This window comes from Pseudomonas sp. BW16M2 (genome assembly GCF_014268865.1).
Classification (GTDB): domain Bacteria; phylum Pseudomonadota; class Gammaproteobacteria; order Pseudomonadales; family Pseudomonadaceae; genus Aquipseudomonas; species Aquipseudomonas peradeniyensis.
In genome coordinates this window covers 48377-74237 of sequence record NZ_JABWRI010000004.1, presented here as the reverse complement: position 1 = coordinate 74237, position 25861 = coordinate 48377, and the positions used below count along the sequence as shown (strand labels likewise).

Below are 25861 nucleotides of genomic sequence, written 5' to 3'. Positions count from 1 at the left end.
GTCAGGCGACTCCACACAGTTGGCGCAGGCGCGCGGTGTCCAGGTGCTGCTCGACCAGGTCGGCCAGGCGCTCGATATCGCGTTCGCGCAGGGCCTCGTAGTCGATGGCCTGCACCTCGGCCAGACCCGCCCAGCGCAGCAGCGCGGCGCACGACTGGCTGCCCTCGAACAGGCCATGCAGGTAGGTGGCAAGAATCTGCCCGTCGGCGCTGATGGCCCCGTCGGCACGGCCATCGGCCAGTTGCACCGCCGGGCACTCCAGCGCCGGGCCGTGGGTAACCCCGGCATGGATCTCGTAACCCGACACCGGTGCCTGCTCGAGACCGAGTGTGCCGGCCACGTTGCGCAACTGCTTCTCGGCCTCCAGCACAGTGCTGTAGGCCAGCAGGCCGAGGCCCGCGCTGGAGCCGGCGGGCCCTTCCAGGCCCAATGGGTCATGCACCTGCTCGCCGAGCATCTGCAGGCCACCGCAGATACCGATGAGCTTGCCGCCGTAGCGCAAGTGCCGGGCAATGGCGGTGTCCCAGCCACGCTCGCGCAGTTGCGCCAGGTCGCCGCGCACGCTCTTGGAGCCTGGCAGGATGATCAGGTCGGCGGGCGGGATCGGCTGGCCCGGGCCGATGAACTGCAGGTCCACCTGCGGATGCAGGCGCAGCGGGTCGAAGTCGGTGTGGTTGCTGATCCGCGGCAGCACCGGGACGATCACCTTGAGCACGCGCTCGCCCTTCGCCCCCTGGCGGGTATCGATCCCGTCCTCGGCCTCCAGGTGCAGGTCGGTGACATAGGGCAGCACGCCCAGCACCGGCTTGCCGGTGCGCTGCTCGAGCCAGTCCAGGCCCGGCTGCAGCAAGGCGATGTCGCCACGGAAACGGTTGATGACAAAGCCCTTGACCCGCGCCTGTTCGCTCGCCGACAGCAGCTCCAGGGTGCCGACCAGGTGGGCGAACACGCCGCCGCGGTTGATGTCGGCCACCAGGATCACCGGGCAGTCGACCGCCTCGGCGAAGCCCATGTTGGCGATGTCGCCGGCACGCAGGTTGATCTCCGCCGGGGAACCGGCGCCTTCGACCATCACCACCGGGTAGGCTTCGCTCAGGCGCTCGTGGGACGCCAGCACCGCCTGCATCGCGACGACCTTGTAGTCGTGATAGGCGACGGCGTTCATGCTGGTCACCGCGCGGCCATGGACGATTACCTGGGCGCCGGTGTCGCTGTTGGGCTTGAGCAGCACCGGGTTCATGTCGGTGTGCGGCGCCAGCCGGCAAGCCTGGGCCTGGACCGCCTGGGCGCGGCCGATCTCGCCGCCGTCGGCGGTCACGGCGCTGTTGAGCGCCATGTTCTGCGGCTTGAACGGCACCACGGCGATGCCCTGGCGCAGCAGCCAGCGGCACAGGGCGGTAACCAGGGTGCTCTTGCCGGCATCGGAGGTGGTGCCTTGCACCATGAGGGTGGTCATGCCGATTCCTTCTGGTAGTCCGCCAGGGCCTGGGCCAGGCGTTGTTCGTCGGCGGCCGTGGCGGGCAGGCCGAAACGCAGCGCGGGCGGCTGCTCGAACAGGCGCACCAGGATACCGCGGCGGGCGAGAAAATCATGCAGGTGCGCGGCGCGCTCATCACGCACGTACTGGAACAGGTCGCAGCCGCCGCTGGGTGGCAGGCCTGCGTCGTCGAGCAACGAAGCCAGGCGCTGGCTGGCCTGGGCGCAACGGGCAATCTGCGCCTGGTGCAACGCGTCGTCGGCGAAACAGGCCTGCCCCAGCACACGGGTCGGGCCGCTGACGGTCCAGGGCCCGAGTGTCTCGGCCAGGCGCCGCAGTACATCCATCTGGGCGACGACAAAGCCCAACCGCACACCGGCCAGGCCAAAGAACTTGCCGAACGAGCGCAACACGATCAAGCCCGGTTGCCCGGCCTGCCCGACCACGCTGTGTTCGGGGGTGTTGTCCATGAAGGCTTCGTCCACCAGCAGCCAGCCACCACGCTCGGCCAGGCGCGCATGCCAGGCCAACAGGCGCTCGCGGGTTACCCGGTGGCCAGTGGGGTTGTTGGGGTTGACCAGCACCAGGACGTCGAGGCTGTCGAGCACGTCCTCGACCTTGCTCTCGTCCAGCTCGACCAGCGTGTGCCCTGCACGTGCCCAGGCATGCGGGTGCTCGGCATAGCAAGGCGAGAGGACCCCGACCCGCCCGCTCGGGCGCAGGTACGGCAAGGCCTGGATCGCCGCCTGGGAACCGGCCACCGCCAGCAATGGCTGCGCGCCGTAGTACTGCCGCGCCGCCGCCTCCAGGCCGTCTTCGGTCTCCGGCAGACGGGCCCAGGCCTCCAGCGGAATCGGCGGTATCGAGTAAGGCCATGGCGCGATACCGCTGGACAGGTCGAGCCATTGCTCCCGTGGGATGGCGTACTGTTTCACCGCCCGCAGCAGGCGGCCACCGTGTTCAAGCATTCAGATAGGCTCCCACGCAGATCAACAGCACCCACAGCCACACGCCGCGCTGCACCAGGCTCCAACCGCGCTCGATGGCATCGGCGTCGGCCATCGGCCCTTCACCCAGGCGCGGTCGTTCGTGCAGCTCACCGTGATACACCGCCGGGCCGCCCAGCTCCACGCCCAGGGCGCCGGCCCCCGCCGCCATCACCGGGCCGGCGTTGGGGCTGTCCCACAGCGGCGCCTGGTTGCGCCAGCAGGCCAGGGCCAGTCGGGTCTTGCCCAGCAACGCATAGGTCAGCGCCACCAGCCTGGCGGGAATATAGTTCAGCCCATCGTCGATGCGCGCCGCACACCAGCCGAAGCGCTCGAAGCGTTCGTTGCGATAGCCCCACATGGCATCCAGGGTATTGCTCAGGCGATACAGCACTACCCCCGGCGCACCGGCCACGACGAACCAGAACAGCGCGGCGAACACCGCGTCGCTGCCATTTTCCAGCACCGACTCGGTGGCCGCCCGGGCCACGGCAGGCTCGTCCAACTCGCGGGTCTCGCGACTGACCAGGTAACCGACGCGCCGCCGCGCCTCGGCCAGGTTCCCCTGGCGCAATGCCTGGGCCACCGGCAGCACATGCTCGCCCAGGCTGCGCAGGCCCAGGGCGCAGTAAAGCGCCAGCACGTCCACCAACCAACCGATGTACGGCAGCCAGGACAGGATCAGTGCCAGCAGGGTCAGCGGCACCACCGCCAGGAACCACGCGGTAACGCCATGGCTGCGCCAACCGCGCCCGCCGGCGTTGAAACGTTGTTCCAGGCGCGAGGCGAAGTTGCCGAAGCCCACCAGTGGATGACGCCGGCGCGGCTCGCCCAGCAACGCATCCAGGGCCACGCCCGCCACGGTCAGCAAGGCCACGCTCATGGACGTTCTCCCCAATGGTTCTCGTACAGCATCTCGCTCAAGGGCCTTTGCTCGGCCCACTCCTCCAGCACCAGCATCGGTGCCGGATAGAATTCGGTCACCGGCCCCAGGCACAGCACCGCCATGGGCTTGGCGCCCGCGGGCATGCCCAGCAGCTCGGCCAGGGCCTGGGGATCGAACAGCGAAACCCAGCCCATGCCCAGCCCTTCGGCGCGTGCCGCCAGCCACAGGTTCTGGATGGCACAGGCCAACGAGGCCAAGTCCATTTCGGGCAGGGTGCGACGGCCGAAGACGTGCGCCTCGCGCTTGTCCATCAACGCGGCCACCAGCACTTCGGCGCAGTCGTTGATGCCTTCGACCTTGAGCTTCATGAATTCGTCTGAGCGCTCGCCCAGGGCCTCGGCGGTACGCACCCGCTCCTGCTCCACCAGCGCCTGGATCCGCTCGCGCAAGGCTCGCTGGCTGATTCGGATGAACCGCCATGGCTGCATCAGGCCCACGCTGGGCGCCTGGTGGGCGGCGGCGAGCAGGCGCCCGAGCAACTCGGGGGCCACCTCGCCCCCGGCGAAATGGCGCATGTCGCGGCGCTCGCCAATGGCCCGGTAGATGGCCTGGCGCTCGGTGTCGCTGTAGGCGTGTCGGCTCATGGTCGCAGCAGCGCCGCCGCCGCGTCGGGGTTGGAGGGGAAATAGAAGTGCACGTAGGAGGCGGTCAGGCGCCCCAGGCGATAGACCGCCTCGTTGCCCCGCCCACCGTTGGGGCTCAGGCCGCGGGCGATCGGCGCCAGCTCGGTGCTGGTCAGCGAATGGTGGTAGGTGTGGCCGCGCAGGGTGCCTTCGGGCAGCTCGACCGCCTGCAGGGCCAGGGCCGCCAGGCGCTTCTGCATGGTCGCCTCGCCCGGCAGCAGGCCCAGCAGCGCGGCGCGCTCGCCTGCCACGTCGGTCAGTGCGTCGAGCAGGTAGAGCATGCCGCCGCACTCGGCCAGCAATGGCTTGCCGGCGGCATGATGGGCGCGAATCGCTTCCAACATCGGTACGTTGGCGGCCAGCGCCTGGTGATGCAGCTCGGGGTAGCCACCGGGCAGGTAGAGGCTGTCCACCACGGGCAGCTCGCTATCATGCAACGGCGAGAAGAATTCCAGCTGCGCGCCAAGGCCGCGCAGCAGGTCGAGGTTGGCGCCATAGGTGAAGGCGAAGGCCTCATCACGGGCCACACCGATGCGCACCCCGGTCAGCGACGCAGTTACATTCACAGGCTCAGGCCCGGCAAAACGGACCGGTGGCGGCAACGTGGCATCGCAACTGGCGCCCAGCGCTTCGGCGGCGGCATCCAGGCGTGCATCCAGGTCATTCAATTCGCTGGCCTGGACCAGACCCAGGTGACGGCTGGGCAGCTCGATGCCGCGCTCACGGGACAACCCGCCGTACCAGCGCAGGCCTTCGGTCAGGCTGCCTTCGAGCAGTTGCGCATGGCGCAGGCTGCCGACCCGGTTGGCCAGCACCCCGGCGAACGGCAGGTCGGCCTGGTAGCGTGCCAGGCCCAGGGCCAGGGCGCCGAAGGTCTGGGCCATGGCCGTGCCATCGATCACCGCCAGCACCGGGACGCCGAAATGGCGCGCCAGGTCGGCGCTCGACGGCGTGCCGTCGAACAGGCCCATCACGCCCTCGATCAGGATCAGGTCGGCCTCGCCCGCCGCTTCCCACAACAGGCGGCGGCTCTCGTCGGCGCCGATCATCCACAGGTCGAGCTGGTAGACCGGCGCGCCGCTGGCACGCTCGAGGATCATCGGATCGAGAAAGTCAGGCCCGCACTTGAACACCCGCACCTTGCGCCCGAGGTTGCGGTGCAAACGGGCCAGGGCGGCGGTGACTGTTGTCTTGCCCTGGCCCGAGGCCGGGGCCGCGATGAGCACGGCGGGACACTGGCGCGACTCACTCACAGTTCGACGCCCTTCTGCGCGCGGATACCGGCCTGGAAGGCGTGCTTGAGCATGCCCATCTCGGTGACGGTGTCGGCCAGCTCGATCATTTCCGGCTTGGCGGCGCGACCGGTGACAATCACATGCTGCATCGGCGGCCGCGCCTGGATATCGGAAAGCACCTGATCCAGGTCCAGGTAACCGTGCTTGAGGGCGATGTTCAGCTCATCGAGCACGACGAACTGGATCGACGGGTCCTGCAGCAACTGGCGCGACACGGCCCAGGCAGCCTCGGCGGCGGCGATGTCGCGCTGGCGGTCCTGGGTTTCCCAGGTGAAGCCCTCGCCCATCACGTGATAGCGCACCTGCTCGGGGAATCGACGGAAGAACAGCTCCTCGCCGGTGCTGTTGCGGCCCTTGATGAACTGCACCACGCCGCACTGCATGCCATGGCCCAGGGCGCGAGCGAGCATGCCGAAGGCCGAGCTGCTCTTGCCCTTGCCATTGCCGGTCAGCACCAGCAGCAGGCCGCATTCGTTGGGGGAATTGGCGATGCGCTCGTCGATGATCGCCTTCTTGCGCTGCATGCGCGCCAGGTGACGTTCGTCGCGTTCGATGGATTCGCTCATCAGGGGTCTCCGCAGGCTGTCGCGGCGGCGACAGATAAAAGGCAGGCAGACGAGGAGCGCGCAGGGGCATGGCAACAGCCACATCGCACCGCGCATCACCCTCCGTGATGCCGTTTGGCAGTGACAGGCCGGTCTCCGGGCTCATGAGCGGGCGCAGGCCCTGGCCACGCGCCTTCCCGGACTTGGAAATCCAGTGGCCTTGCGTAACCTTCGACTCATCTACCGTTGCGGGGGCAGCGCCGGACTCGCGCCTGCTGGCGCCCACCGGCTTCCCAGTTTCACCCTGCCGAACCGCGGCTCGCAGGGCACCTGAAACACGCCGCGAAGGTTAGAGGGTTGAATCGGGAGCGTCAATCGAACGAGGGCCGATCTGGCCTGGATCAATGGCCGATCCGCCAGCTTGTGCCACACTGAAAGCAGTGATATCACATAGCCACCATTTTTCGGCTGACCTCGATCACAATGACAAGGAGAGCGCAGCATGCAAGGCCTGATCATCAACAACCCGCGCCTGGAGTTCCTGCGCCCGGCCCTCGAACGCTGGGTCGACTGTATCGACCGCTTCAACCAGCTGCAGGGCGACAACGAGGCGCCCTACTGGCACGGCACCGCCGCCAACGTCGGCCTGCTCGCAGCCGCCGCCTGGCAGGGTGAGCTGGTGGCGCTGGAACGGCACATGAGCAAGAAGCAGCGCGACGAGGGCGAGCGCGACGGGCGCTGCGACCTGTCGATCAGCAGCGCCGAGGAGTCGCTGCACCTGCACGCCGGCCAGCGCTGGCCGCGTATCGCCCGCCTCGACCTGACTGCGGCCCTGCAGGAAACCGCCACCCTGGCCAAGCCGATCGCCTATGGCAGCCAGCTCAAGGCCGGGGCGCTGTTCGTCACGCCGTGGAAGGCGGGCCAGCACGCCAGCCCCGAGGAGTTGCAGGACCTGGTGGACGACCTGCAGAAACATACGGCCTGCGCGATTGCCTGGTACTTCCCGTATGCCTACCGCAAGCTGCACAACGAACTGGGGCAGTACTATCCCGGGGTGGCATTGCTGCTCAAGCAGGCGTGATCCCCGTCGCCTCAGTTGGCGGTTGCAGCCGGCGGGTCGACGGGAAAGAAACGCTCTGCCAGTCCAGGTGTCCTGAAGCGCGCCTTGTAGGCCTGTTCGTCGAACAACAGGCCGGTGCGCAGGTCGTAGACAGGCCCGGCAGCAGGCTTGGGCACCTGGTGGAGCGTGACATGGACGAAACGATAGTGCTCACCGTAGACCTGCTCCAGATTGTCGATCCGGAAGTAGTGGCCAGGTAGGAACAGGGTCTCCCCTTCGTCCCAGTAAAGCGAGAATGCGCTGATCGGCGTACCTTCCTGGTAGCGGCCGAGGGGCAGTTCGAACACCACCGACGTATCGTCGAACACGCCCCGCAGGTGCCCCGGTGCACTCATCGAAGGCTGTGAGGCGAACTCGGCGACCTTGTAAGGGTTCTCGGTAAACGAGGTCAGGTCGGTATTGACCAGCACATCCCCTACCCGCAACTGGCCATTGCGATAATGCTGGCCACTCGTACCCCGGGAACCATGCCCGCCACGATACAGGTTCACCTCGTTACTCTCGGGCAGCTCGTCCAGGGTATCGGCCAATGCTTGAATGTAATCATCCTCATCGTCGTACCGGTAGGTCCCTGAGCGGAACACATCGTTCACCTTGGACTCGTCGCTGGTGTAGTACTCGATCAGGGAATTGTAGTATTCGCGATCATAGCGATAGGAGTACTGCAGGCGACCGTCGACCAGCACGCAATCCAGGCCATTGGCGTCCACACCAGGCACCTGGTCTTGCTCCAGCACGGGAATCGGATGGGCCTGCAGCAGCGTTTTCTGACGGCGCAGTGCATTGGCGGAGAACACCTTACTGCGTACATCATCCACCACCAGATGCAGGTCCCAGAACCTCGACCTGGTGCTGTACATGCCCACCACCGCAGGCGGCATACCCCCGACCAACCGCGGCGGCACCAGCAACTCCCACTCATTCGCCTCGTTCAGCCGTACCGGGTAAAGAGGGCCGAAAGCAAACGGGTTATGGGCCGGCACAACCAGCCAGGTATGCAGCTCATGGTCATACCGCACGCGGTACGACAAACCATTGAGCACGATCCAGCAACTGCCATCGCTGCCCAGCCTGATGCCACGCAAACGCCCGGAGGTCACCTGCTCACCACTGAGCAGCTCGTTGCTCTCCCGCCCTTCGACCAGCAAGGTGGCGGACTGCGACACCTGCCACTGGTCCAGGTTGCCATCCAACCCATCGAACGGCACGTCATGGGCCAAGGCGGCAAAACTCGACTGAAACCCCAGATCGACCATGTTCAAGGCCGCGAACAGGCTGTCGAGCATGGCATCGCGCAATGCACTCTTGCGGCTCTGCTCGTCGGCGGCATGCAAGGCGGCATCGATATCCAACCCCACCTTGCCCAGGCTGGCCCCCAGCAGCATCAACGTCATCGGCCAACCGAGCGGCGCAAAACCACCGAATACCTTGATGAACGCCGAGAGATAACCACTCCACATCGCCTTGCGCAGTTGGGCGTTGTCCAGCATCGCCGTGGCGTTGTCGTTCATCTCGGTGGTGGCCTGATTGGCCAGATAGGTAAAGAGGTCGATGCTGATCGGCCGCTTCAGATAACCGAGCAACACCAGCGCCGCCTCATCGTTCGCACTGTTGGCGATACTTTGCAGATGCGTCCTGACCGAGTGGGCACGCGAAGGGTCACGGGCATCGGTGTGGGCAGCTGCCACATAGCTGGCCAGGGTGGCGGGATCCTGCAATTGCCCGCGTAGCCACCCAGCCAGATCCTGCTCCGATGCGAAACTCTTGAACGCCTCGCTTGCCCAGGGGCGATAGAGGAGCGTACGACCGCTGCCCACCACAAAGCTGTAGAGGCAACCGCGATCGCCTTGATCCAGCACGTAGCGCAAGACCGAAAAGGGCGTTGTCGAACTGCCCTGTTTGAGCGCGTCCAGCGTCGGCAGCACGCCGGCAGCCAACCCGTCGGCAATCATTGCCCGCAACGAAGCCCAGTCACTCTCGCTGATTCGCCCTGCGCGAAAGGCGATACTCCCCTGCCCCAACAGGTTGACCTTGGCCAGGACACGAAAATGTTGTGAATAGGTGTTCCAGAATCGCGTGATGTCGGCGCGATAGGCTATCGCGAAGTCCAACGCCCACAGGTCTTCCTGGACCTTGCTGCCAAGCATCGCCACTTCGTTGCGTTCATCGAAGTGATTGGCCTGCCGCCCCTGCAGATAGAAGCCACCGTACAGATCAAGCTCGTCCGGTGCCTCCTGGAAGTGGGCATCGAAGCGCTTGATCACAAGCTCGGTCAAGGTCATCGACTTCAACGGCGGCCCGCTGTGCTGCCACCCCGTGAAACTGCGGCTGCTGGTGCTGGCAGTGCCGAACTGATGCCACCAGATGAACCGTGGATCGATTGGCTTGCCGGTGTGCTTTAGCACGATGCGCTGCGCGTGCTGGGTTGCCAGCACATAGGGATCGGGGAATTCGCGGACGATTTCGTCCACCAGGCGTACCAGCGGCCGCCCTGCCTCCAATGCGTCGAGACTGCGCTCTACGCGCTCCTTGATCGTGGTCATGACCCGCTCCTGGGATGTCGTTATGGGACGGGCATCCTGGCGCAACGGGCGGGAGGAGGAGCGGTAGAAAATTGTAGGGAGAGCACAGCACTTCCCTTCACCAAACCCAGTGACACAGGCTTGGCGAAAGGTCATCAGCTATCAGGGATTCTGCGCCAGATGCCCCGGCGGCAGCACCCGCTTGGCCTGCAGGTAGGCCTTGGACCAATAGGTGTTGGAGAGGTAGTCCAGGCGCACGGTGCCGCCCGTCGACGGCGCGTGCACGAAGCGTCCTTCGCCGACGTAGATGCCGGCATGGCTGACCTGCGACCCACCGCTGGTGGCAAAGAACACCAGGTCGCCCGACTGCAGCGCATTGATATCTACGTTCGGCGCACGCATGACAATCATCTCGCGGGTCGAACGCGGCAGGCTGATGCCCGCCGCGTCACGGTAGACATAGCCGATCAGGCCGCTGCAATCGAATCCGGAATCCGGCGTGTTGCCACCCCAGCGGTACGGCGTACCCACCAGGCCGATGGCGCGGAACAGCACATCGTCAGCGGCAGGCGAGGAAGGCGCTTGATTGAACACCATCGGCTGTTTGGGCATGGGCGCCGGCGCAGGTGCACGGCTGGAGCAGGCCGCAAGCAGGGCCACCAGGGAAAGGAATGCGAAGCGCGCCAACATCGCCATGATGCGAACGTCCTGTCGAGAACCCGACGGCCACGGCCGAAGGTAAAAAGAATTGAGAATTTAGATTAGACGCTTTCTGTAAATGCGCACGGCGGCGAGCTTTTCAGCTACGCCGCCGTGCGAGGTTACAGCATTTTGATATCAAATCAATTGCGCGAGATCGTGGTCGGCGCCATGGCGAGCGCGCGCTTGGCCTCAATGAAGGTCTTGCTCCAGTAGCGATCGCCCAGGCTGTCGATGCGCACGCCACCGCTGCGGCGGCTGCTGGAGTGGATGAACTGGTTGTCACCCAGGTAGATGCCGGCATGGCTGACGCGGCCACGGCCGTTGGTGCTGAAGAACAGCAGGTCGCCGGGCTTGAGCTTGTTGCGGGCGACCTTTGGCGCGTCGACGTTGATCATCTCGCGGGTCGAGCGTGGCAGGTTCATGCCCGCTTCTTCGCGGAACAGGTAGCCGATGAAACCGCTGCAGTCGAAGCCGGACTTCTCGGAGGTACCGCCGAAACGGTAGCGGGTGCCGATCAGGGCCATGCCGCGTTCGAGAATGCTGTCGGCCAGCACGGGCAGCTGATAAGGCTTGCCGTTGCTGGAGAAGGCGTCGAGGTCGTCTTCGCTGGCCAGCTCTTCCTCGGTGAATACGGAAGAGGCGGAAGCCTTGGCCTTGACCGATTGCTCGGTGGCCACGCGGTGGTCCTGCGAAGGCTCGACCGGGCCAGTGGAGGCGCAGCCGTAAAGTAGGGTGACAAGTGCAAGTGGCACGAGGGGTGCGAAGCGCTTCAGCATGGGCACGACCGTGTCTGTAGTCCTTTAGAAGGGGGAAACTATGCCTTCTATCGGACCCATTTGCAAATTTTATCGAAAAAGATGTGACTTTTCCGTTTTGACGCTCTGGCACCGTGTTCTCAGGGTTACCAGCCGAGGGTTTCCTTGAGGAACGGGATGGTCAGCTTGCGCTGGGCCTGCAGGGACGCCTGGTCGAGGCGCTCGAGCAGGTCGAACAGCGCGCTCATGCTGCGCGTGCCGCGGGTGAGGATGAAGTGGCCGACCTCGTCGGTGAGGTGCAGGCCACGGCGCGAGGCGCGCAGTTGCAAGGCACGCAGCTTGTCCTCGTCGGACATCCCGCGCATCTGGAAGATCAGTGCCAGGGTCAGCCGCGATTTCAGGTCGGCCAGCTTGATCGGCAGTTCCCGTGGCGAGCTGGACGCCGCCAGCAGCAGGCGCCGGCCGCTGTCGCGCAGGCGGTTGAACAGGTGGAACATCGCCTCTTCCCAGTCCGCCTTGCCGGCAATCACATGCAGGTCGTCGATGCACACCAGCTCGTACTGTTCGAGGTGATCGAGCAGTTCGACGCCACGATCGAGCAGTTGCGCCAGGGGCAGATAGACAGCGGGTTGACCCAACTGCTGGAAACGCTGGGTGGCGGCCTGCAACAGGTGGGTGCGGCCCACGCCCTGCTTGCCCCACAGGTAGATGAGGCTTTCGGTCCAGCCGGCATCGGCTTCGCACAGCCGCTCGACATAGCCCAGTGCCGCAGCATTGGCGCCGGGGTAGTAGTTGATGAAGGTGGCGTCGTCGCGCAGACGCACACCCAGGGGCAACTGGATCGGTTTCATGCTCGCGGGCGGTCGCGGGGACCACAGGGGGCCTTTGATGAACAGTGTGCAAAGTCTATACCCGCAGCGCTGACGGCACAATCGGCGAGGGGAATAGCGCAAGTAAAATCAATCAGTTGCACCACTTTACAAGCATCGCGGGGCAAGCCCGCTCCCACGAAAGCCAGGCGGACATGGGAGCGATCGGTCATAGCTCCGGGTCGATCTCCCCGGCATACATGTCCGATTCCTTGTACAGGTCATGCACATGCCGCAACAGCACCATGATCACCGCCGCCACCGGCAACGCCAGCAACACCCCGGTAAAGCCGAACAGCTCGCCGCCGGCCAGGATCGCGAAAATCACCGCCACCGGGTGCAGGCCGATGCGGTCGCCCACCAGCAGCGGTGTCAGCACCATGCCTTCGAGGGCCTGCCCGATCATGAATACCGCGACGATGCCCAACATCGGGTAGAGCTCACCGCCGAACTGGAACAACCCGGCGACCAGTGCCGCGCCGATGCCGATGATGAAGCCCATGTACGGCACGATCGCCGCCAGCCCCGCGAGCATGCCGATCAGCAGGCCCAGCTCCAGGCCCACCAGCATCAAGCCGGTGGAATAGATGACGCCCAGCGCCAGCATCACCAGCAATTGCCCGCGCACGAAGGCCCCCAGCACCTCGTGGCACTCGCCGGCCAGCCCCACCACCTGCGGCTCGCGCTGGCGCGGCAGCAGGCTGCGCAGCTTGGCCATCATCAGGTCCCAGTCGCGCAGCAGGTAGAAGCCCACCACCGGGATCAGCACCAGGTTGGCCAGCCAGCCGATCAGCGCCAGGCTCGAAGCGGTGGCCTGGGACAGCAGCACGCCGACGATGTCGGTGGTCTGGCCCATGTGCTCGCCGATGGCAGCCTTGATCTTGTCGAACTTCCAGAAGCCATCGGCCAGGCCCAGGCGGCTCTGCACCCAGGGCAGTGCCACATGCTGCAGCCAGTCGAGCATCTGCGGCGCCAGCTCGTACAGGCGCAGCAGCTGCTTGGCCAGCATCGGCACCAGCACCAGCAGCAGAGCCAGGAAGATCAGGGTGAACAGGCTGAACACCACCACCACGCCCCAGGTGCGCGACAGGCCGAGCCGCTCCAGGCGATCCACCAGCGGGTCTGCCAGGTAGGCCAACAGGATGCCCACCAGGAACGGCGAGAGGATGTTGTGCAGGAAGTACAGCAGCACGGCGATCACAAAAGCCGCGCCCAACCAGATCCAGCGACGCATATCAATCATTCAAGTATTCCTTACCAGCGAAAACGCAGGCCGTCGAACGGCTTGGCGGCGGTGGCCGGCGGCGTCGCGCCGGCCGGGTCCTGCGTGCTCGGCACAGGCGTGGTGGGCACAGGCTCGGCGGGCAGTTCCTGGAGCTTGGCCAGGCTCAACTGCGCGCGCAGCTGCTCGCGATTGCCGCTGACGCGGTAGGTCAGGGTGCCGCCATCAGCCATCTGCAGGCGCGCGCCATAAGGCTCGAGCACCCGGCTCAGCTCGGCGTAGCGCGCCAGGTTCATGCCCTGGACCTGCACCTGCAGGTCGCTGCTGGCGCCGGGACGGGTGACGTAACGCGGCGCCAGGCGGTTGCTCACCGCCAGCAGCACGGCATCGGCCAGGGCCGCCTGGTCGGCGCCTTCGGCGCTGCCCTGCTCGCGCTGGTCGCCCAGCCACAGCTGCCATTTACCCTGCCATTTGCCGTCGGCCTCGTGGGCGTGCACCGCCAGCAGTGCATCGGCGCCATAGCGCTCGGAGGCCTCGTGCAGCGGCGCCGGGTCATTGCCTTCGAGCAACTTGGCATTGGCTACCAGTTGCTCCTGCAAGTCGGCCAACGGCAGGCGCAGAGGCAGGCCGCGGTGCTGGGCGGCCCGGCGCAGGGGCTCGGCGACGGCCTGGCCATCGCCGACCAGGCTGCTGCCCTCGACGCTGTCGTTCAACCACCAGCCGAGGATCGACGGCCGATTGCTGCCCCACAGCGCCAGGCCGGCCTGGCGCAGGGCGCGCTCGGTGCTGCCGGGGTCGAATTCGACCAGCACCGACTCCGGCGGCCCGGCCTCGGTACCGACCTGGTTGATGATCTGCTGCGGGTCCTTGCGCAGGGCGGCCAATGCCGGGTTCTGCGCCGCCTTGGGATCGCCGGTCAGGCGCAGCATCAAGGTATCCAGGGCCTTGCCGGTGGCCTGGGCGCGGGCTTCGCCGCCCTGCCCTTCGACCGGTTCGCGCACCTGATACAAGCCAGAGACGGTTTCGGCCTGGGCGACGGTGCCGGCCACAGCCAGGCAGGCACACGCGAGGAAATTGAGAAGACGCATTGAGGATTCCTGTCCAGATGACCTTGGGGCGACACGCCCTTGCCTGTCGGCTGTGACCGCGCAACCACGAAAAATGCTCCGCGTTGCCGGCCCGTTGCGTGGGTCGCCATGCCTATACCTTATACAGGCACCGGCGCGGCAACCAGTCGCAGGGGGTGAAACACGGTTTTTTGCCCAGATTTCCCGCCTGCCCGTCGGCCTGAGGATGGCCGCCTTGGGGCAACCCTGATAAAATCGCGCGCCTTCGCAGACCAGTGACGTACAGGCAGCCGCCGTTTCTGAAACCGGCCTTGGCCGTCCCGGTCGTTTTTCTGAATCCCTCCCTCCTAAAGGCCTGGATCAATGAGCAAGCAACCCTCCCTGAGCTACAAAGACGCCGGTGTAGACATCGACGCCGGCGAAGCACTGGTCGAACGCATCAAGGGCGTCGCCAAGCGCACCGCACGTCCTGAAGTCATGGGTGGCCTGGGCGGCTTCGGCGCCCTCTGCGAGATCCCGGCCGGCTACAAGCAGCCGGTGCTGGTCTCCGGCACCGACGGCGTCGGCACCAAGCTGCGCCTGGCGCTGAACCTGAACAAGCACGACAGCATCGGCCAGGACCTGGTCGCCATGTGCGTCAATGACCTGGTGGTGTGCGGCGCCGAGCCGCTGTTCTTCCTCGACTACTACGCCACCGGCAAGCTCAACGTCGACGTGGCCGCCACCGTGGTTACCGGCATCGGCGCCGGTTGCGAACTGGCCGGTTGCTCGCTGGTCGGTGGTGAAACCGCCGAGATGCCAGGCATGTATGAAGGCGAAGACTACGACCTGGCCGGTTTCTGCGTTGGCGTGGTGGAAAAGGCCGAGATCATCGACGGCTCGAAAGTGGTCACCGGCGACGCCCTGATCGCCCTGCCGTCCTCCGGTCCGCACTCCAACGGCTACTCGCTGATCCGCAAGATCCTCGAGGTGTCCGGCACCGACATCGACAACACTCAGCTCGACGGCAAGCCGCTGGCCGACCTGCTGATGGCGCCGACCCGCATCTACGTCAAGCCACTGCTGCAACTGATCAAGCAGACCGGCGCGGTCAAGGCCATGGCCCACATCACCGGCGGCGGCCTGCTGGACAACATCCCGCGCGTACTGCCAAAAGGCGCCCAGGCCGTGGTCGACGTGGCCAGCTGGCAGCGTCCGGCGGTATTCGACTTCCTGCAGGAAAAAGGCAACGTCGACGAGCATGAAATGCACCGCGTGCTGAACTGCGGCGTGGGCATGGTCATCTGCGTGGCCCAGGACCAGGTCGACAACGCTCTGAACGTGCTGCGCGCCGAAGGCGAGCAACCGTGGGTGATCGGCCGTATCGACGTGGCCGCCGAAGGCGCCGCCCAGGTCGAGCTGCAGAACCTCAAGGCACACTGATGCCCTGCAATGTAGTCGTGTTGCTGTCGGGCTCCGGCAGCAACCTGCAGGCACTGATCAACAGCAACAGCGCCAGCGACAGCCCGGCACGCATCCGCGCGGTCATCTCGAACCGTGCCGATGCCTACGGCCTCGAGCGCGCCAAGGCCGCCGGCATCGAGACCGCCGTGTTGTCGCACACCGGGTTCGACGGGCGCGAAGCCTTCGACGCCGCGCTGATGGCGCTGATCGACGGCTTCCAGCCCGACCTGGTGGTGCTGGCCGGCTTCATGCGCATCCTCAGTGGCGATTTCGTGCGCCACTACCAGGGCCGCCTGCTGAACATCCATCCGTCACTGTTGCCGAAGTACAAAGGCCTGCACACCCACCAGCGCGCGCTGGAAGCGGGCGACGCCGAGCATGGCTGCAGCGTGCACTTCGTCACCGAGGAACTCGATGGCGGGCCTCTGGTCGTACAGGCTGTGCTGCCCGTGGCAACGGACGACACCGCGCAGACGCTCGCCCAGCGCGTGCACCTGCAGGAACACCAGATCTACCCGCTGGCGGTGCGCTGGTTCGCCGAAGGACGCTTGCGTCTGGGCGAACAGGGTGCATTACTGGATGGCCAGCCGCTGGCGGCCAGCGGTCACTTGATTCGATCCTAGGAGAATTTATGCGTCGCGCCCTGCTCTTGGCTCTCGCCGTGCTCGCCCTGCCCCTCCAGGCAGCTGATCTGAAGCCTTTCGCGGCCAGCTACACCGCCGACTGGAAACAGCTGCCGATGAGCGGCACCGCCGCACGCAGCCTGGAAAAGAACGCCAACGGCACCTGGAGCCTGAACTTCAAGGCTTCGATGATGATCGCCAGCCTGACCGAGCAAAGCACCCTCAAGTTCGAGAACGACACCCTGCTGCCGCAGCAGTATCACTTCGAACGCGGCGGCCTGGGCAAGGCGAAGAAGGTCGACCTGAACTTCGACTGGGCCGGCAAGAAGATCACCGGCAGCGACCGTGGCGACGCCATCAACCTGCCGCTCAACCGCGGCGTGCTGGACAAGTCGTCCTACCAGCTGGCCCTGCAGCATGACGTGGCCGCCGGCAAGAAGAGCATGACCTACCAGGTGGTCGACGGTGACGAGATCGACACCTACGACTTCCGCGTGCTGGGCACCGAAAAAGTGACCACCAAGACCGGCCAGGTCGACGCGATCAAGGTCGAGCGCGTGCGCGACCCGAGCCAGAGCAAGCGCATCACCGAGCTGTGGTTCGCCAAGGACTGGGACTACCTGCTGGTGCAACTGCGCCAGGTCGAGACCGATGGCAAGGAGTACGTGATCGTGCTGCAGGATGGCACGGTCGATGGCAAGGCGGTCAAGGGTAACTGATACCGCTGCCTGCAACGCCCGAAGCCCCCCTTGTGCGGGGCTTCTTTTTTGGTCAATACCTGTATCGCCAAATCGCGGGGCAAGCCCGCTCCCACGCAGGTTTGTGATCGGTTCGTGGGAGCGGGCTTGCCCCGCGATTGGCCCTTTCATGAAACTTGTTTCATCGCTGTTTTATTTACTTAGCCTGCTAACAAATTCTATAAAGGAGCCCTGCGACAGAGTGCCGCAGCCAACCTAAGCAGTGGAGTTTGACGATGACAGTCCAGGTAACCGAACGCGACGAATCGAAAATGTCCCACGAAGGCCAGGCCGCTGGCCTGCGGATCTGGGACGTGCATCAACAAGGCCAGCTGGTCGGCATGTTCCATGACGAGCAACAGGCTCAGCAATACCGCATGGAGCTGGAGTACCTCGAGCGCCAACGCCCGGCGCAGTGACCCGGCCCTGCAACAAAAAACCCCGCCAAGGCGGGGTTTTTCGTGCTTACCACATGAGATCGTCAGGGATCTTGTAGGCCGCGTACGGATCGTCCTCGTCCGCCTCCTCGACATGGGTGTTGAGCAGCAGAATGCGATTGGGGTCACGCTCCTGGATCTTCACCGCCGCCTCGCGCGGGATCACCTCGTAGCCGCCACCATGGGCGACGATGGCCAGCGCGCCATTGCTCAGCTTGCTGCGCATCAGGGCGTTGACGGCGATGCGCTTGACCTTCTTGTCATCGACGAAGTTGTAGTAGTCCTCAGTGGTCAGCTTGGGCAGGCGGGTCGCCTCGATCAGTTGCTTGATCTGCGCGGCACGGGCCTTCTGCTCGGCCTTCTCCTGGACCTGGCGATTCAGTTCCTGGTCCTTCCTGGCCTTCTCGGCCATGGCTTCCTTGGCCAGGCGTTGCTGGCTGTCGTCCACCTCCACCTGACCCTTGTGTTCCAGGCGTTTCTGTTTCTTCTGGGCTTTGTTGGTCTGCGAAACCTGTTTCTGGTTGACCAGGCCGGCTTTGAGCAATTGGTCGCGAAGGGAAAGGCTCATGGGTGTTCACTCACTTATGCATCGGCTCAGCCGCAGCTGGGCAGGTTCTTTTCCTGACGCTTGGCCTCGCCCCAGAGGGCGTCCAGCTCGTCGAGGGTACGATCTTGGATGTTCAGGCCCTGCTCGCGCAATGCCTGTTCGATGAATCGGAAGCGCCGCTCGAACTTGCGGTTGGCGCGGCGCAACGCGTTTTCCGGGTCGTGCTTGAGGTGCCGGGCCAGGTTGACGGTGGCGAACAACAGGTCGCCCAGCTCGTCCTCCAGCGCGTCGCTGTCGCCGTCGGCCATGGCCTGCAGCACTTCGTCGAGCTCCTCGCGGACCTTGTCCAGCACCGGCAACGCCTCGGGCCAGTCGAAGCCGACCGTGGCCGCGCGCTTCTGCAGTTTGGCGGCGCGGGACAGGGCGGGCAAGGCAGCCGGTACGTCATCGAGCAAGGACAACTGCTCCGGGGCGCCTTTCTCGGCGCGTTCCTCGGCCTTGATTTCTTCCCAGCGCGACTTGACCTGGCCCTCGTCGAGCTTGGGTGTGTCCAACGATGCGTACAGCTCGCCGGTAGGGAACACATGGGGATGGCGACGGATCAGCTTGCGAGTGATCGAATCGACCACCCCATCGAACTCGAAGCGCCCTTCCTCGCGGGCCAGCTGGCTGTAGTAGACCACCTGGAACAGCAGATCGCCCAACTCGCCCTGCAGGTGCTCGAAATCGCCGCGCTCGATGGCGTCGGCGACTTCGTAGGCTTCCTCGATGGTGTGCGGGACGATGCTGGCGTAGTCCTGCTTGAGGTCCCAGGGGCAGCCATATTGCGGGTCGCGCAGGCGGGCCATCAGGTGCAGCAGGTCTTCAAGGGTGTAGGTCATGGGTTGTCCTTACCGGCCCCATCGCGGGGCAAGCCCGCTCCCACGCGGGGAGCGGGCGGTATCAAGGGGTGCGATTACGCCGCGTCTCGATGATGTTGGGCAACTGCGAGATCCGCCCCAGCAAGCGCCCGAGGGCATCCAGGCCGGGGATCTCGATGGTCAGCGACATCAGCGCGGTGTTGTCTTCCTTGTTCGAGCGGGTGTTGACCGCCAGCACGTTGATCTTCTCGTTGAGCAGCACCTGCGACACGTCGCGCAGCAGCCCCGGGCGGTCGTAGGCACGGATGACGATGTCGACCGGGTAGGTCTGCACCGGGATCGGCCCCCAGCTGACCTGGATCATGCGCTCCGGCTCCTTGCCCGCCAGCTGCAGCACCGAGGCGCAATCCTGGCGGTGAATGCTCACGCCACGGCCCTGGGTGATGTAGCCGACGATGGCATCGCCCGGCAGCGGCTGGCAGCACCCGGCCATCTGCGTGAGCAGGTTGCCGACGCCCTGGATCTGGATGTCGCTGCGCTTGCCCGCGCGGATGCCCCGGGCCTGGCGTGGGATCAGCTCGACCGGCTCCAGGCGCTCGGGTTCGAGCAACTGCTGCGCGGCGTTGACCATGTGCGCCAGGCGCAGGTCGCCGGCGCCAAGGGCGGCGAACATGTCCTCGGCAGTCTTGACGTTGGCCTTTTCCGCCAGGCGTTCGAAGTCCACCTGGGGCAGGCCCAATCGGCTCAGTTCGCGCTCGATCAGGGTCTTGCCGGCGGCCACGTTCTGGTCGCGGGCCTGCAGCTTGAACCAGTGGACGATCTTGGCCCGGGCCCGCGAGGTGGTCACGTAGCCCAGGTTGGAGTTCAGCCAGTCACGGCTCGGGTTGCCGTGCTTGCTGGTGATGATCTCCACCTGCTCGCCGGTCTGCAGGCTGTAGTTCAGCGGCACGATACGGCCATTGATCTTGGCGCCCCGGCAGTTGTGGCCGATCTCGGTGTGCACCCGGTAGGCGAAGTCCAGCGGCGTGGCGCCCTTGGGCAGGTCGATGGCGTGGCCGTCGGGGGTGAACACGTAGACCCGGTCCGGCTCGATATCGACACGCAGCTGTTCGGCCAGGCCGCCGATGTCGCCCAGTTCCTCGTGCCACTCCAGCACCTGGCGCAGCCAGGAGATCTTCTCTTCGTAGTGGTTGGAGCTGGGCTTGACGTCAGTACCCTTGTAGCGCCAGTGCGCGCACACGCCCAGCTCGGCTTCCTCGTGCATGGCGTGGGTGCGGATCTGCACCTCCAGCACCTTGCCCTCGGGGCCGATCACCGCGGTGTGCAGGGAGCGGTAGCCGTTTTCCTTGGGGTTGGCGATGTAGTCGTCGAACTCCTTGGGGATGTGCCGCCACAGGGTGTGCACGATGCCCAGCGCGGTGTAGCAGTCGCGCACTTCCGGCACCAGCACGCGCACCGCGCGCACGTCGTAGATCTGGCTGAATTCCAGGCCCTTGCGCTGCATCTTGCGCCAGATCGAGTAGATATGTTTCGCCCGGCCACTGATGTCGGCGTTGACGCCGGTGGCCAGCAGCTCGTTCTGCAGCTGGTTCATCACGTCGCTGATGAAGCGCTCGCGGTCCAGCCGGCGCTCGTGCAGCAGCTTGGCGATCTGCTTGTACTGATCGGGCTCGAGGTAGCGGAACGACAGGTCCTCGAGTTCCCATTTGATATGGCCGATACCCAGCCGGTGCGCCAGCGGCGCATAGATGTCGAACACCTCGCGGGCCACGCGCAGGCGTTTTTCGTCATCAGCGGCCTTGACCGCACGGATGGCGCAGGTACGTTCGGCGAGCTTGATCAGCGCCACGCGCACGTCGTCGACCATGGCCACCAGCATCTTGCGCAGGTTCTCGACCTGCGCCTGGGAACCGAGCACCAGCGACTGGCGCGGGCTGAGGCTGGCACTGATGGCCGCCATGCGCAGCACGCCGTCGATCAGCTTGGACACCACCGGGCCGAAACGCTGGCCGACCTCGGCCAGGGTCACCTTGCCTTCGCGCACCGAACGGTAGATGACCGCCGCCACCAGCGAATCCTGGTCGAGCTTGAGGTCGGCGAGGATTTCGGCGATCTCCAGCCCCGCCTGGAAACTGGAGGTGCCGTCGGCCCAGGAATGCTTGGCCGGATTGCCTTTCTTCTCGACTTCATGGGCGAACTCGCAGGCCTCTTTCAGCCCCGGGCGATCGAGCTGCGAATCGACGCTCACCACATGATCGAGCCATGCTTCGAGATTGATACTGCCGTCGTGGTTGACCGGCTGGTGCACTCTCACCTGTACCATCTTTGTTCTACCTTTCCATACAGCGCACCACGCGGGTGCACTGGCTATCACCTGTGCGTCCCTCACTCCCTGAAGGGCGCACCAAGAGGGCCAGCCCGGCTAGCCCGCTTCGAATAACGCCATGGCCTCGACATGCGCCGTCTGAGGAAACATGTCGAGAATCCCGGCCCTTTTTAACCGGTACCCCTGCCCGACCAGCACCTGCGCGTCTCGCGCCAGCGTGGCCGGGTTGCACGATACGTAGACCAGCCGCTTCGCACCCAGCCGGGCGATGCCTTGCACCACCTCGAAAGCCCCGTCGCGCGGTGGATCCAAGAGTACCGCAGAAAAGCCCTCGGCGACCCATCCGGCGCCTGCCAAAGGCTGCGATAAATCGGCCTGAAAAAACCGAGCGTTATGCACATTGTTACCGTCGGCGTTGGCCGCCGCGCGCTCGACCATGGCCTGCACGCCCTCCACCGCCACCACCTCGCGCGCCTGGCGAGCCAGGGGCAAGGCGAAGTTGCCCAGGCCACAGAACAGGTCCAGGACCCGCTCGTGCGCCTCGGGCGCCAGCCAGGCCAGGGCCTGCTGGATCATCAGGGTGTTGACCTGGGCATTGACCTGGACGAAGTCTCCCGGCCGCCAGGCCAGTTCCAGGCCCCAGGGCTCCAGGGCAAAGCCCAGTTGCGCCGCAGCATCCACCGGCGCTGGCTCGCCATCGCCCTGCAGCCACAGCTGGGCGCCGGCTTCGCGGCAGAACGCCTCGAGCCGTGCCAGGTCTTCACTGGGCAATGGCGCCACATGCCGCACCAGCACCGCCTCGGCGGTACCGCTGAACAGCTCCACGTGCCCCAGCGCCTGCGGCTTGCCCAGGCTGCGCAACACGGTCGGCAGGTGGCGCATGATCGTTTGCAAGGGTTGTACCAGCACCGCGCATTCGTCGATGCCGACGATGTCCTGGCTGGCCTCGGCGCGGAACCCAACGTCCAGTTGGCGCGCCTTGGTGTCCCAGCGTACCGCGACCCGCGCCCGGCGGCGGTAGCCGAATTCCGGTCCGCTCAGGGGAACAGCCCACTCCTCGGGCTGCACGCCAGCCACCCGCTGCAGCTGCTCGGCGAGCAGGCGCTGCTTGAGTGCCAGCTGGCCGTCATGGGGCAGGTGCTGGAGGTTGCAGCCACCGCAGCGGGCGTAGTGCCGGCAAGGTGCTTCGCGGCGCTCGGGGCTGGCCTGGAACACGCGCTCCAGGCGCGCCTCGACCACCTTGCCACGGGCAGCGAGCACCCGCGCCTCGACGTCCTCGCCGGCCAGCGCGCCGCTGACGAACCAGGTACGTCCTTCGATGAAGGCGATGCCGCGACCGTCACCGGCCACGCGCTCGATCGACAGACGCTGCTTCTTGCCCACGGGCAGTTGTGCGGCACGGTTGCCGCCGGCCGGCTGGAAACGCAGGCCGGCGTTGCTTTTCTTTCTGGACATCAGGTCGGATCGAACAGGCCGGTGGAGAGGTAACGGTCGCCGCGGTCGCAGATGATGGCGACCATCACCGCGTTCTCGACTTCACGGGACAGGCGCAGCATCGCCGCCACCGCACCGCCGGAGGATACGCCACAGAAAATGCCCTCTTCGCGGGCCAGGCGACGGGTGGTCTCCTCGGCCTCCTGCTGGGACATGTCGACCACGCGATCGACGCGGGTGGCGTCGAAGATCTTCGGCAGGTACTCGTGGGGCCAGCGACGGATGCCGGGGATGGCCGAGCCTTCCATCGGCTGCAGGCCGACGATCTGCACCGCCGGGTTCTGCTCCTTGAGGTACTGCGAGCAGCCCATGATGGTGCCGGTGGTGCCCATGGAGCTGACGAAATGGGTGATGGTGCCCTGGGTCTGCTGCCAGATTTCCGGGCCGGTGCTGTTGTAGTGGGCGATCGGGTTGTCGCCGTTGGCGAACTGGTCGAGGACCAGGCCGCGGCCTTCGGCCTGCATCTTCTCGGCGAGGTCGCGCGCGCCCTCCATGCCCTCTTCCTTGGTCACCAGGATCAGCTCGGCGCCGTAGGCGGTCATCGCCGCCTTGCGCTCGGCGGTGGAGTTGTCCGGCATGATCAGGATCATCTTGTAGCCCTTGATCGCCGCGGCCATGGCCAGGGCGATGCCGGTGTTGCCGGAGGTGGCTTCGATGAGGGTGTCGCCGGGCTTGATCTGGCCACGCAGCTCGGCGCGGGTGATCATCGACAGCGCCGGGCGGTCCTTGACCGAGCCTGCCGGATTGTTGCCTTCGAGCTTGAGCAGCAAGGTGTTGCTGGTGTCCCCGGCGATGCGCTGCAGGCGAACCAGTGGCGTATGGCCGATGCAATCGGCGATGGTTGGGTACTGCAGGGTCATGGGCGTTTTCGCAATCCGGACGGCAGGGGCGACTATCATACCGGCAAACCCAGCGTGGCCATATCACGCAATTGCTGGATGTTATAACGGGTGGCTATAAGTGCGGAGGCCTGGCACCCGCTTTGCGGGTGATCGCGGGGCAAGCCCGCTCCCACGCTGGAACCCTGTTCCCTGCGCGACAGCGCAGCCCAAGGGCTGGGTAATCTCCTACAGGGTGTGCGGAGACCTTGTGGGAGCGGCGGTGCACCGCTGCGACTTGTCCCGCGATGGGCTCGACTCCTCCGCAGCCAGGCGCATGCACAAGCGCAGGCCATGCTCGCCATTGACCGCCCACACGCTCCCACCCTGGCGCCGGATCGCATTGCGGGCGATGCTCAAGCCCAGGCCGAAACCACCATCCCCGGGCCGCGAACCCTCCAGCCGGGAAAACGGCGCGAAGATCCGCTCCAGGTCTTCCTCGGCCACGCCACCGCCCTCGTCCTCCAGGTCGATACGCCAATACCCGCCCTCACGCCAACCGCTCAGGCGCACCACCCCCGCCTCCGGGGAGTGACGGATGGCGTTGCGCAGCATGTTCTCCAATGCCTGGGCCAGGTCGTTGAGGCTGCCCTGCACCCAGCAGTCGGCCGGCAACTCGCAACGCAACCGTCGCGGTGCCCAGCCGCTTTCGTAGCAGGCGTTCTCGCTGAGCAGGTCCCACAGCGCCGCCACCTGGATCGGCTCGAGGTTCACCGGCGCGCGCTCGGCGTCCTGCCAGGCCAGTTGCAAGGTGTCCTCGACCAGTTGCTGCATGCCATCCACCTCGCGGTGCAGGCGTTCGCGCAGGCGCTGCAGGTCGGTCTCGCCATCGCAGGCCACGCGCAGGCGGCTGAGCGGCGTGCGCATCTCGTGGGACAGGTCGCGCAGTAATTGCTGCTGCAGGGCCACGGTACCCTGCAGGCGCTCGGCCATCTGGTCGAAGGCCCGGGCCAGTTCGCCCAGCTCGTCCTTGCGCCGGGTGGTGCGCGAGTCCAGCCTGGCCGCCAGCTGGTCAGCCCGCCAGGCATTGGCCTGCTCGCGCAACTGGTTGAGCGGCACGATCAGCATGCGGTACAGGCCGACGCACAGCAGCAAGGTGAACAGCCCGGGGATGATGCCGTTGGTGACGATGCGCCAGAACAACCGGTACTGACCAGGGTTGAAACGCTCCGGCAGCTCGATCACCAGCATGCCCTGCTCCGGCGCGCCGGGGAACGGCAGGCGCAACCAGGGCTGGCCGATGGTGCGCCGGCTCATGGGCCAGTCGACGCCACGCAGGCGGGTCAGGCGCTGGGCCTGGCCAGCAGTCAGGTCGGCGCTGCCCAGCGGCTGCAGATCGCCATCGAGCACGCCCACCCAGCCCCGCTCGCGCTCGCGCATGGTGGCCAGCCAGGCGTCCACGCCCTCACGGTCGCCGCTGCGCCAGGCCTGCTCGGCTTCGGCCGCATAGCCGCGCAACACTTGCCGTGCCGGCTCGGAGAGGAAAGCATCCTGGGTTTCCATGTGCCGGCCCCAGCTGTAGCTCAGGCCAATCATCAGCAGGCAGAAGCCCACCAGCAGGACGGTCAGTTTCCAGAACAGCGAGTGACGGTCAAGCACGGTTCAGTCGGCCTCGCCCGCGCCGAACACATAGCCTTTGCCCCACACGGTACGCACTTGTCGCTCGTGGTAGCCGATGGCCTTGAGCTTGCGGCGGATCTGGCTGACGTGCATGTCCAGGCTGCGGTCATGCCGCGAGTAGCCGCGCTGCAGTACCTGCTGGTAAAGGAAGGGCTTGCTCAGCACCTCGTCCTGGCTGCGGTGCAGGGTGTCGAGCAGGCGGTACTCGCTGGGGGTCAGACCGGCACAGGCTCCGGCGAGACTGACATCGGTGGTCTGCTCGTCGAAATGCAACTGCCCGGTCTCCACCTCACGCGGCGCCCGAGCGCGTCGCTCGAAGGCCACCCGGCGCAGGATCGCCTCGATCCGCACCCGCAGCTCGGCAAAGCTGAACGGCTTGGGCAGGTAGTCGTCCGCGCCGCGCTCGAAGCCGCTGATGCGGTCGGCCTCGGCGCCCAGCGCCGACATCAGGATCACCGGCGTGGCGCTGCGTCGACGCAGGCTGGCCAGGGCGTCCAGGCCGTTGAGGCCGGGCAGCAGGATGTCCATCAGCACCAGGTCGAATACCTGCCGCCCCGCTGCCTCCAGACCCTCCAGGCCATTGCGGCACCAGGTCACCTGGAAGCCGCCGCGCTGCAGCTCGTCATGCAGGTAGGCGCCGAGCACGGGGTCGTCCTCGATGGCGAGGATGTTGGTCGCGTGAATCGCTTCAGGATGCATTGGCAACTGCCATCAATTCTCAGTTACGCGATTATTGGACAAGCGGTCCGAACAAGGCAACCGTCGTC

Annotated in this window: 24 protein-coding genes and 1 riboswitch; of the genes, 5 read left to right on the top strand and 19 right to left on the bottom strand. The window is 65.8% G+C overall.

Annotated elements, in window-relative coordinates; translation table 11 throughout:
- Position 1 precedes the first annotated feature (1 nt).
- The 6 genes from HU735_RS05710 to cobO are packed head-to-tail and all read right to left on the bottom strand — an operon-like array spanning position 2 to position 5893.
- On the bottom strand, positions 2 to 1456 hold the full coding sequence (locus HU735_RS05710; RefSeq protein ID WP_186712754.1) for a cobyric acid synthase: 1455 nt from the start codon (positions 1454 to 1456) through the stop codon (positions 2 to 4).
- The gene (cobD, locus tag HU735_RS05705; RefSeq protein ID WP_186712753.1) at positions 1453 to 2445 is read right to left on the bottom strand and encodes a threonine-phosphate decarboxylase CobD; all 993 of its coding nucleotides are present in this window, start codon (positions 2443 to 2445) and stop codon (positions 1453 to 1455) included. Before cobD ends, HU735_RS05710 begins: the two co-directional genes overlap by 4 nt.
- Positions 2438 to 3346: an adenosylcobinamide-phosphate synthase CbiB gene (cbiB, locus tag HU735_RS05700; RefSeq protein WP_186712752.1), complete on the bottom strand. Its 909-nt coding sequence runs from the start codon at positions 3344 to 3346 to the stop codon at positions 2438 to 2440. Before cbiB ends, cobD begins: the two co-directional genes overlap by 8 nt.
- Positions 3343 to 3993 carry a 5,6-dimethylbenzimidazole synthase gene (gene bluB, locus HU735_RS05695; protein WP_186712751.1) on the bottom strand — a complete coding sequence of 217 codons (651 nt, stop codon included), beginning with the start codon at positions 3991 to 3993 and terminating at the stop codon, positions 3343 to 3345. Before bluB ends, cbiB begins: the two co-directional genes overlap by 4 nt.
- The gene (locus tag HU735_RS05690; RefSeq protein ID WP_186712750.1) at positions 3990 to 5285 is read right to left on the bottom strand and encodes a cobyrinate a,c-diamide synthase; all 1296 of its coding nucleotides are present in this window, start codon (positions 5283 to 5285) and stop codon (positions 3990 to 3992) included. The genes bluB and HU735_RS05690 overlap by 4 nt, the downstream gene beginning before the upstream one ends.
- Entirely contained in the window at positions 5282 to 5893 is a 612-nt protein-coding gene (gene cobO, locus HU735_RS05685; protein ID WP_028690903.1) for a cob(I)yrinic acid a,c-diamide adenosyltransferase, read from the bottom strand. Before cobO ends, HU735_RS05690 begins: the two co-directional genes overlap by 4 nt.
- Positions 5894 to 6001: 108 nt before the next feature.
- Positions 6002 to 6221, bottom strand: a riboswitch (cobalamin riboswitch).
- 153 nt (positions 6222 to 6374) lie between these two features.
- Here cobO and HU735_RS05680 point away from each other — a divergent pair.
- Entirely contained in the window at positions 6375 to 6953 is a 579-nt protein-coding gene (locus tag HU735_RS05680; RefSeq protein WP_186712749.1) for a hypothetical protein, read from the top strand.
- A gap of 11 nt (positions 6954 to 6964) precedes the next feature.
- Here HU735_RS05680 and HU735_RS05675 read toward each other — a convergent pair whose 3' ends face one another.
- From HU735_RS05675 to HU735_RS05650, 6 genes are all read right to left on the bottom strand, one after another.
- A complete protein-coding gene (locus tag HU735_RS05675) occupies positions 6965 to 9535 on the bottom strand; it encodes a DUF6543 domain-containing protein (RefSeq protein WP_186712748.1) in 2571 nt (856 codons plus the stop codon).
- Between the two features lie 141 nt (positions 9536 to 9676).
- Positions 9677 to 10210, bottom strand: coding sequence for a C40 family peptidase (locus HU735_RS05670; RefSeq protein WP_186712747.1), 534 nt, complete (start codon positions 10208 to 10210; stop codon positions 9677 to 9679).
- Positions 10211 to 10356: 146 nt separating this feature from the next.
- Complete coding sequence (locus HU735_RS05665; RefSeq protein ID WP_050704544.1) at positions 10357 to 10992, bottom strand: NlpC/P60 family protein; 636 nt, start codon at positions 10990 to 10992, stop codon at positions 10357 to 10359.
- Between the two features lie 125 nt (positions 10993 to 11117).
- Entirely contained in the window at positions 11118 to 11822 is a 705-nt protein-coding gene (gene hda, locus HU735_RS05660) for a DnaA regulatory inactivator Hda (RefSeq protein WP_050704543.1), read from the bottom strand.
- A 187-nt stretch (positions 11823 to 12009) separates the two neighbouring features.
- A complete protein-coding gene (locus HU735_RS05655) occupies positions 12010 to 13083 on the bottom strand; it encodes an AI-2E family transporter (RefSeq protein WP_186712746.1) in 1074 nt (357 codons plus the stop codon).
- An 11-nt stretch (positions 13084 to 13094) separates the two neighbouring features.
- Positions 13095 to 14150, bottom strand: coding sequence for a DUF2066 domain-containing protein (locus tag HU735_RS05650; protein WP_186712745.1), 1056 nt, complete (start codon positions 14148 to 14150; stop codon positions 13095 to 13097).
- Between the two features lie 342 nt (positions 14151 to 14492).
- On the opposite strand from HU735_RS05650, the gene purM reads away from it, so the two are divergent.
- The 4 genes from purM (at position 14493) to HU735_RS05630 (ending at position 17351) form a co-directional block, all read left to right on the top strand.
- Positions 14493 to 15551 (top strand): phosphoribosylformylglycinamidine cyclo-ligase, encoded by a 1059-nt coding sequence (purM, locus tag HU735_RS05645; RefSeq protein WP_050704540.1) that lies wholly within the window; start codon positions 14493 to 14495, stop codon positions 15549 to 15551.
- Positions 15551 to 16195, top strand: coding sequence for a phosphoribosylglycinamide formyltransferase (gene purN / locus HU735_RS05640; protein WP_186712744.1), 645 nt, complete (start codon positions 15551 to 15553; stop codon positions 16193 to 16195). The genes purM and purN overlap by 1 nt, the downstream gene beginning before the upstream one ends.
- A gap of 8 nt (positions 16196 to 16203) precedes the next feature.
- A complete protein-coding gene (locus tag HU735_RS05635; protein ID WP_050704538.1) occupies positions 16204 to 16914 on the top strand; it encodes a DUF3108 domain-containing protein in 711 nt (236 codons plus the stop codon).
- Positions 16915 to 17168: 254 nt separating this feature from the next.
- On the top strand, positions 17169 to 17351 hold the full coding sequence (locus HU735_RS05630; RefSeq protein ID WP_050704537.1) for a hypothetical protein: 183 nt from the start codon (positions 17169 to 17171) through the stop codon (positions 17349 to 17351).
- A 46-nt stretch (positions 17352 to 17397) separates the two neighbouring features.
- Here HU735_RS05630 and HU735_RS05625 read toward each other — a convergent pair whose 3' ends face one another.
- The 7 genes from HU735_RS05625 to HU735_RS05595 form a co-directional block, all read right to left on the bottom strand.
- Complete coding sequence (locus tag HU735_RS05625; RefSeq protein ID WP_050704536.1) at positions 17398 to 17937, bottom strand: DUF2058 domain-containing protein; 540 nt, start codon at positions 17935 to 17937, stop codon at positions 17398 to 17400.
- A gap of 26 nt (positions 17938 to 17963) precedes the next feature.
- Entirely contained in the window at positions 17964 to 18797 is an 834-nt protein-coding gene (gene mazG, locus HU735_RS05620; protein ID WP_186712743.1) for a nucleoside triphosphate pyrophosphohydrolase, read from the bottom strand.
- 61 nt (positions 18798 to 18858) lie between these two features.
- Positions 18859 to 21099 carry a GTP diphosphokinase gene (gene relA, locus HU735_RS05615; RefSeq protein ID WP_186712742.1) on the bottom strand — a complete coding sequence of 747 codons (2241 nt, stop codon included), beginning with the start codon at positions 21097 to 21099 and terminating at the stop codon, positions 18859 to 18861.
- A 99-nt stretch (positions 21100 to 21198) separates the two neighbouring features.
- Positions 21199 to 22557 carry a 23S rRNA (uracil(1939)-C(5))-methyltransferase RlmD gene (gene rlmD / locus HU735_RS05610; protein WP_186712741.1) on the bottom strand — a complete coding sequence of 453 codons (1359 nt, stop codon included), beginning with the start codon at positions 22555 to 22557 and terminating at the stop codon, positions 21199 to 21201.
- Positions 22557 to 23456 carry a cysteine synthase CysM gene (cysM, locus tag HU735_RS05605; protein WP_050704532.1) on the bottom strand — a complete coding sequence of 300 codons (900 nt, stop codon included), beginning with the start codon at positions 23454 to 23456 and terminating at the stop codon, positions 22557 to 22559. The genes rlmD and cysM overlap by 1 nt, the downstream gene beginning before the upstream one ends.
- Positions 23457 to 23663: 207 nt before the next feature.
- Positions 23664 to 25073, bottom strand: a complete 1410-nt coding sequence (locus HU735_RS05600) for a histidine kinase sensor domain-containing protein (RefSeq protein WP_186712740.1) — start codon at positions 25071 to 25073, stop codon at positions 23664 to 23666.
- Between the two features lie 3 nt (positions 25074 to 25076).
- The gene (locus tag HU735_RS05595; RefSeq protein WP_186712739.1) at positions 25077 to 25793 is read right to left on the bottom strand and encodes a response regulator transcription factor; all 717 of its coding nucleotides are present in this window, start codon (positions 25791 to 25793) and stop codon (positions 25077 to 25079) included.
- Positions 25794 to 25861 lie beyond the last annotated feature (68 nt).

Excerpts from the sequence above, each read along its gene's own strand:
- HU735_RS05650 (WP_186712745.1), bottom strand. The coding sequence starts at position 14,150 with ATGCGTCTTCTCAATTTCCTCGCGTGTGCCTGCCTGGCTGTGGCCGGC.
- HU735_RS05655 (WP_186712746.1), bottom strand. The coding sequence starts at position 13,083 with ATGATTGATATGCGTCGCTGGATCTGGTTGGGCGCGGCTTTTGTGATC.
- HU735_RS05675 (WP_186712748.1), bottom strand. The coding sequence starts at position 9,535 with ATGACCACGATCAAGGAGCGCGTAGAGCGCAGTCTCGACGCATTGGAG.
- HU735_RS05595 (WP_186712739.1), bottom strand. The coding sequence starts at position 25,793 with ATGCATCCTGAAGCGATTCACGCGACCAACATCCTCGCCATCGAGGAC.
- cobO (WP_028690903.1), bottom strand. The coding sequence starts at position 5,893 with ATGAGCGAATCCATCGAACGCGACGAACGTCACCTGGCGCGCATGCAG.
- bluB (WP_186712751.1), bottom strand. The coding sequence starts at position 3,993 with ATGAGCCGACACGCCTACAGCGACACCGAGCGCCAGGCCATCTACCGG.
- HU735_RS05670 (WP_186712747.1), bottom strand. The coding sequence starts at position 10,210 with ATGGCGATGTTGGCGCGCTTCGCATTCCTTTCCCTGGTGGCCCTGCTT.
- purM (WP_050704540.1), top strand. The coding sequence starts at position 14,493 with ATGAGCAAGCAACCCTCCCTGAGCTACAAAGACGCCGGTGTAGACATC.
- cobD (WP_186712753.1), bottom strand. The coding sequence starts at position 2,445 with ATGCTTGAACACGGTGGCCGCCTGCTGCGGGCGGTGAAACAGTACGCC.
- hda (WP_050704543.1), bottom strand. The coding sequence starts at position 11,822 with ATGAAACCGATCCAGTTGCCCCTGGGTGTGCGTCTGCGCGACGACGCC.
- HU735_RS05680 (WP_186712749.1), top strand. The coding sequence starts at position 6,375 with ATGCAAGGCCTGATCATCAACAACCCGCGCCTGGAGTTCCTGCGCCCG.
- relA (WP_186712742.1), bottom strand. The coding sequence starts at position 21,099 with ATGGTACAGGTGAGAGTGCACCAGCCGGTCAACCACGACGGCAGTATC.
- HU735_RS05630 (WP_050704537.1), top strand. The coding sequence starts at position 17,169 with ATGACAGTCCAGGTAACCGAACGCGACGAATCGAAAATGTCCCACGAA.
- cysM (WP_050704532.1), bottom strand. The coding sequence starts at position 23,456 with ATGACCCTGCAGTACCCAACCATCGCCGATTGCATCGGCCATACGCCA.
- HU735_RS05635 (WP_050704538.1), top strand. The coding sequence starts at position 16,204 with ATGCGTCGCGCCCTGCTCTTGGCTCTCGCCGTGCTCGCCCTGCCCCTC.
- rlmD (WP_186712741.1), bottom strand. The coding sequence starts at position 22,557 with ATGTCCAGAAAGAAAAGCAACGCCGGCCTGCGTTTCCAGCCGGCCGGC.
- HU735_RS05710 (WP_186712754.1), bottom strand. The coding sequence starts at position 1,456 with ATGACCACCCTCATGGTGCAAGGCACCACCTCCGATGCCGGCAAGAGC.
- HU735_RS05665 (WP_050704544.1), bottom strand. The coding sequence starts at position 10,992 with ATGCTGAAGCGCTTCGCACCCCTCGTGCCACTTGCACTTGTCACCCTA.
- HU735_RS05625 (WP_050704536.1), bottom strand. The coding sequence starts at position 17,937 with ATGAGCCTTTCCCTTCGCGACCAATTGCTCAAAGCCGGCCTGGTCAAC.
- cbiB (WP_186712752.1), bottom strand. The coding sequence starts at position 3,346 with ATGAGCGTGGCCTTGCTGACCGTGGCGGGCGTGGCCCTGGATGCGTTG.
- purN (WP_186712744.1), top strand. The coding sequence starts at position 15,551 with ATGCCCTGCAATGTAGTCGTGTTGCTGTCGGGCTCCGGCAGCAACCTG.
- mazG (WP_186712743.1), bottom strand. The coding sequence starts at position 18,797 with ATGACCTACACCCTTGAAGACCTGCTGCACCTGATGGCCCGCCTGCGC.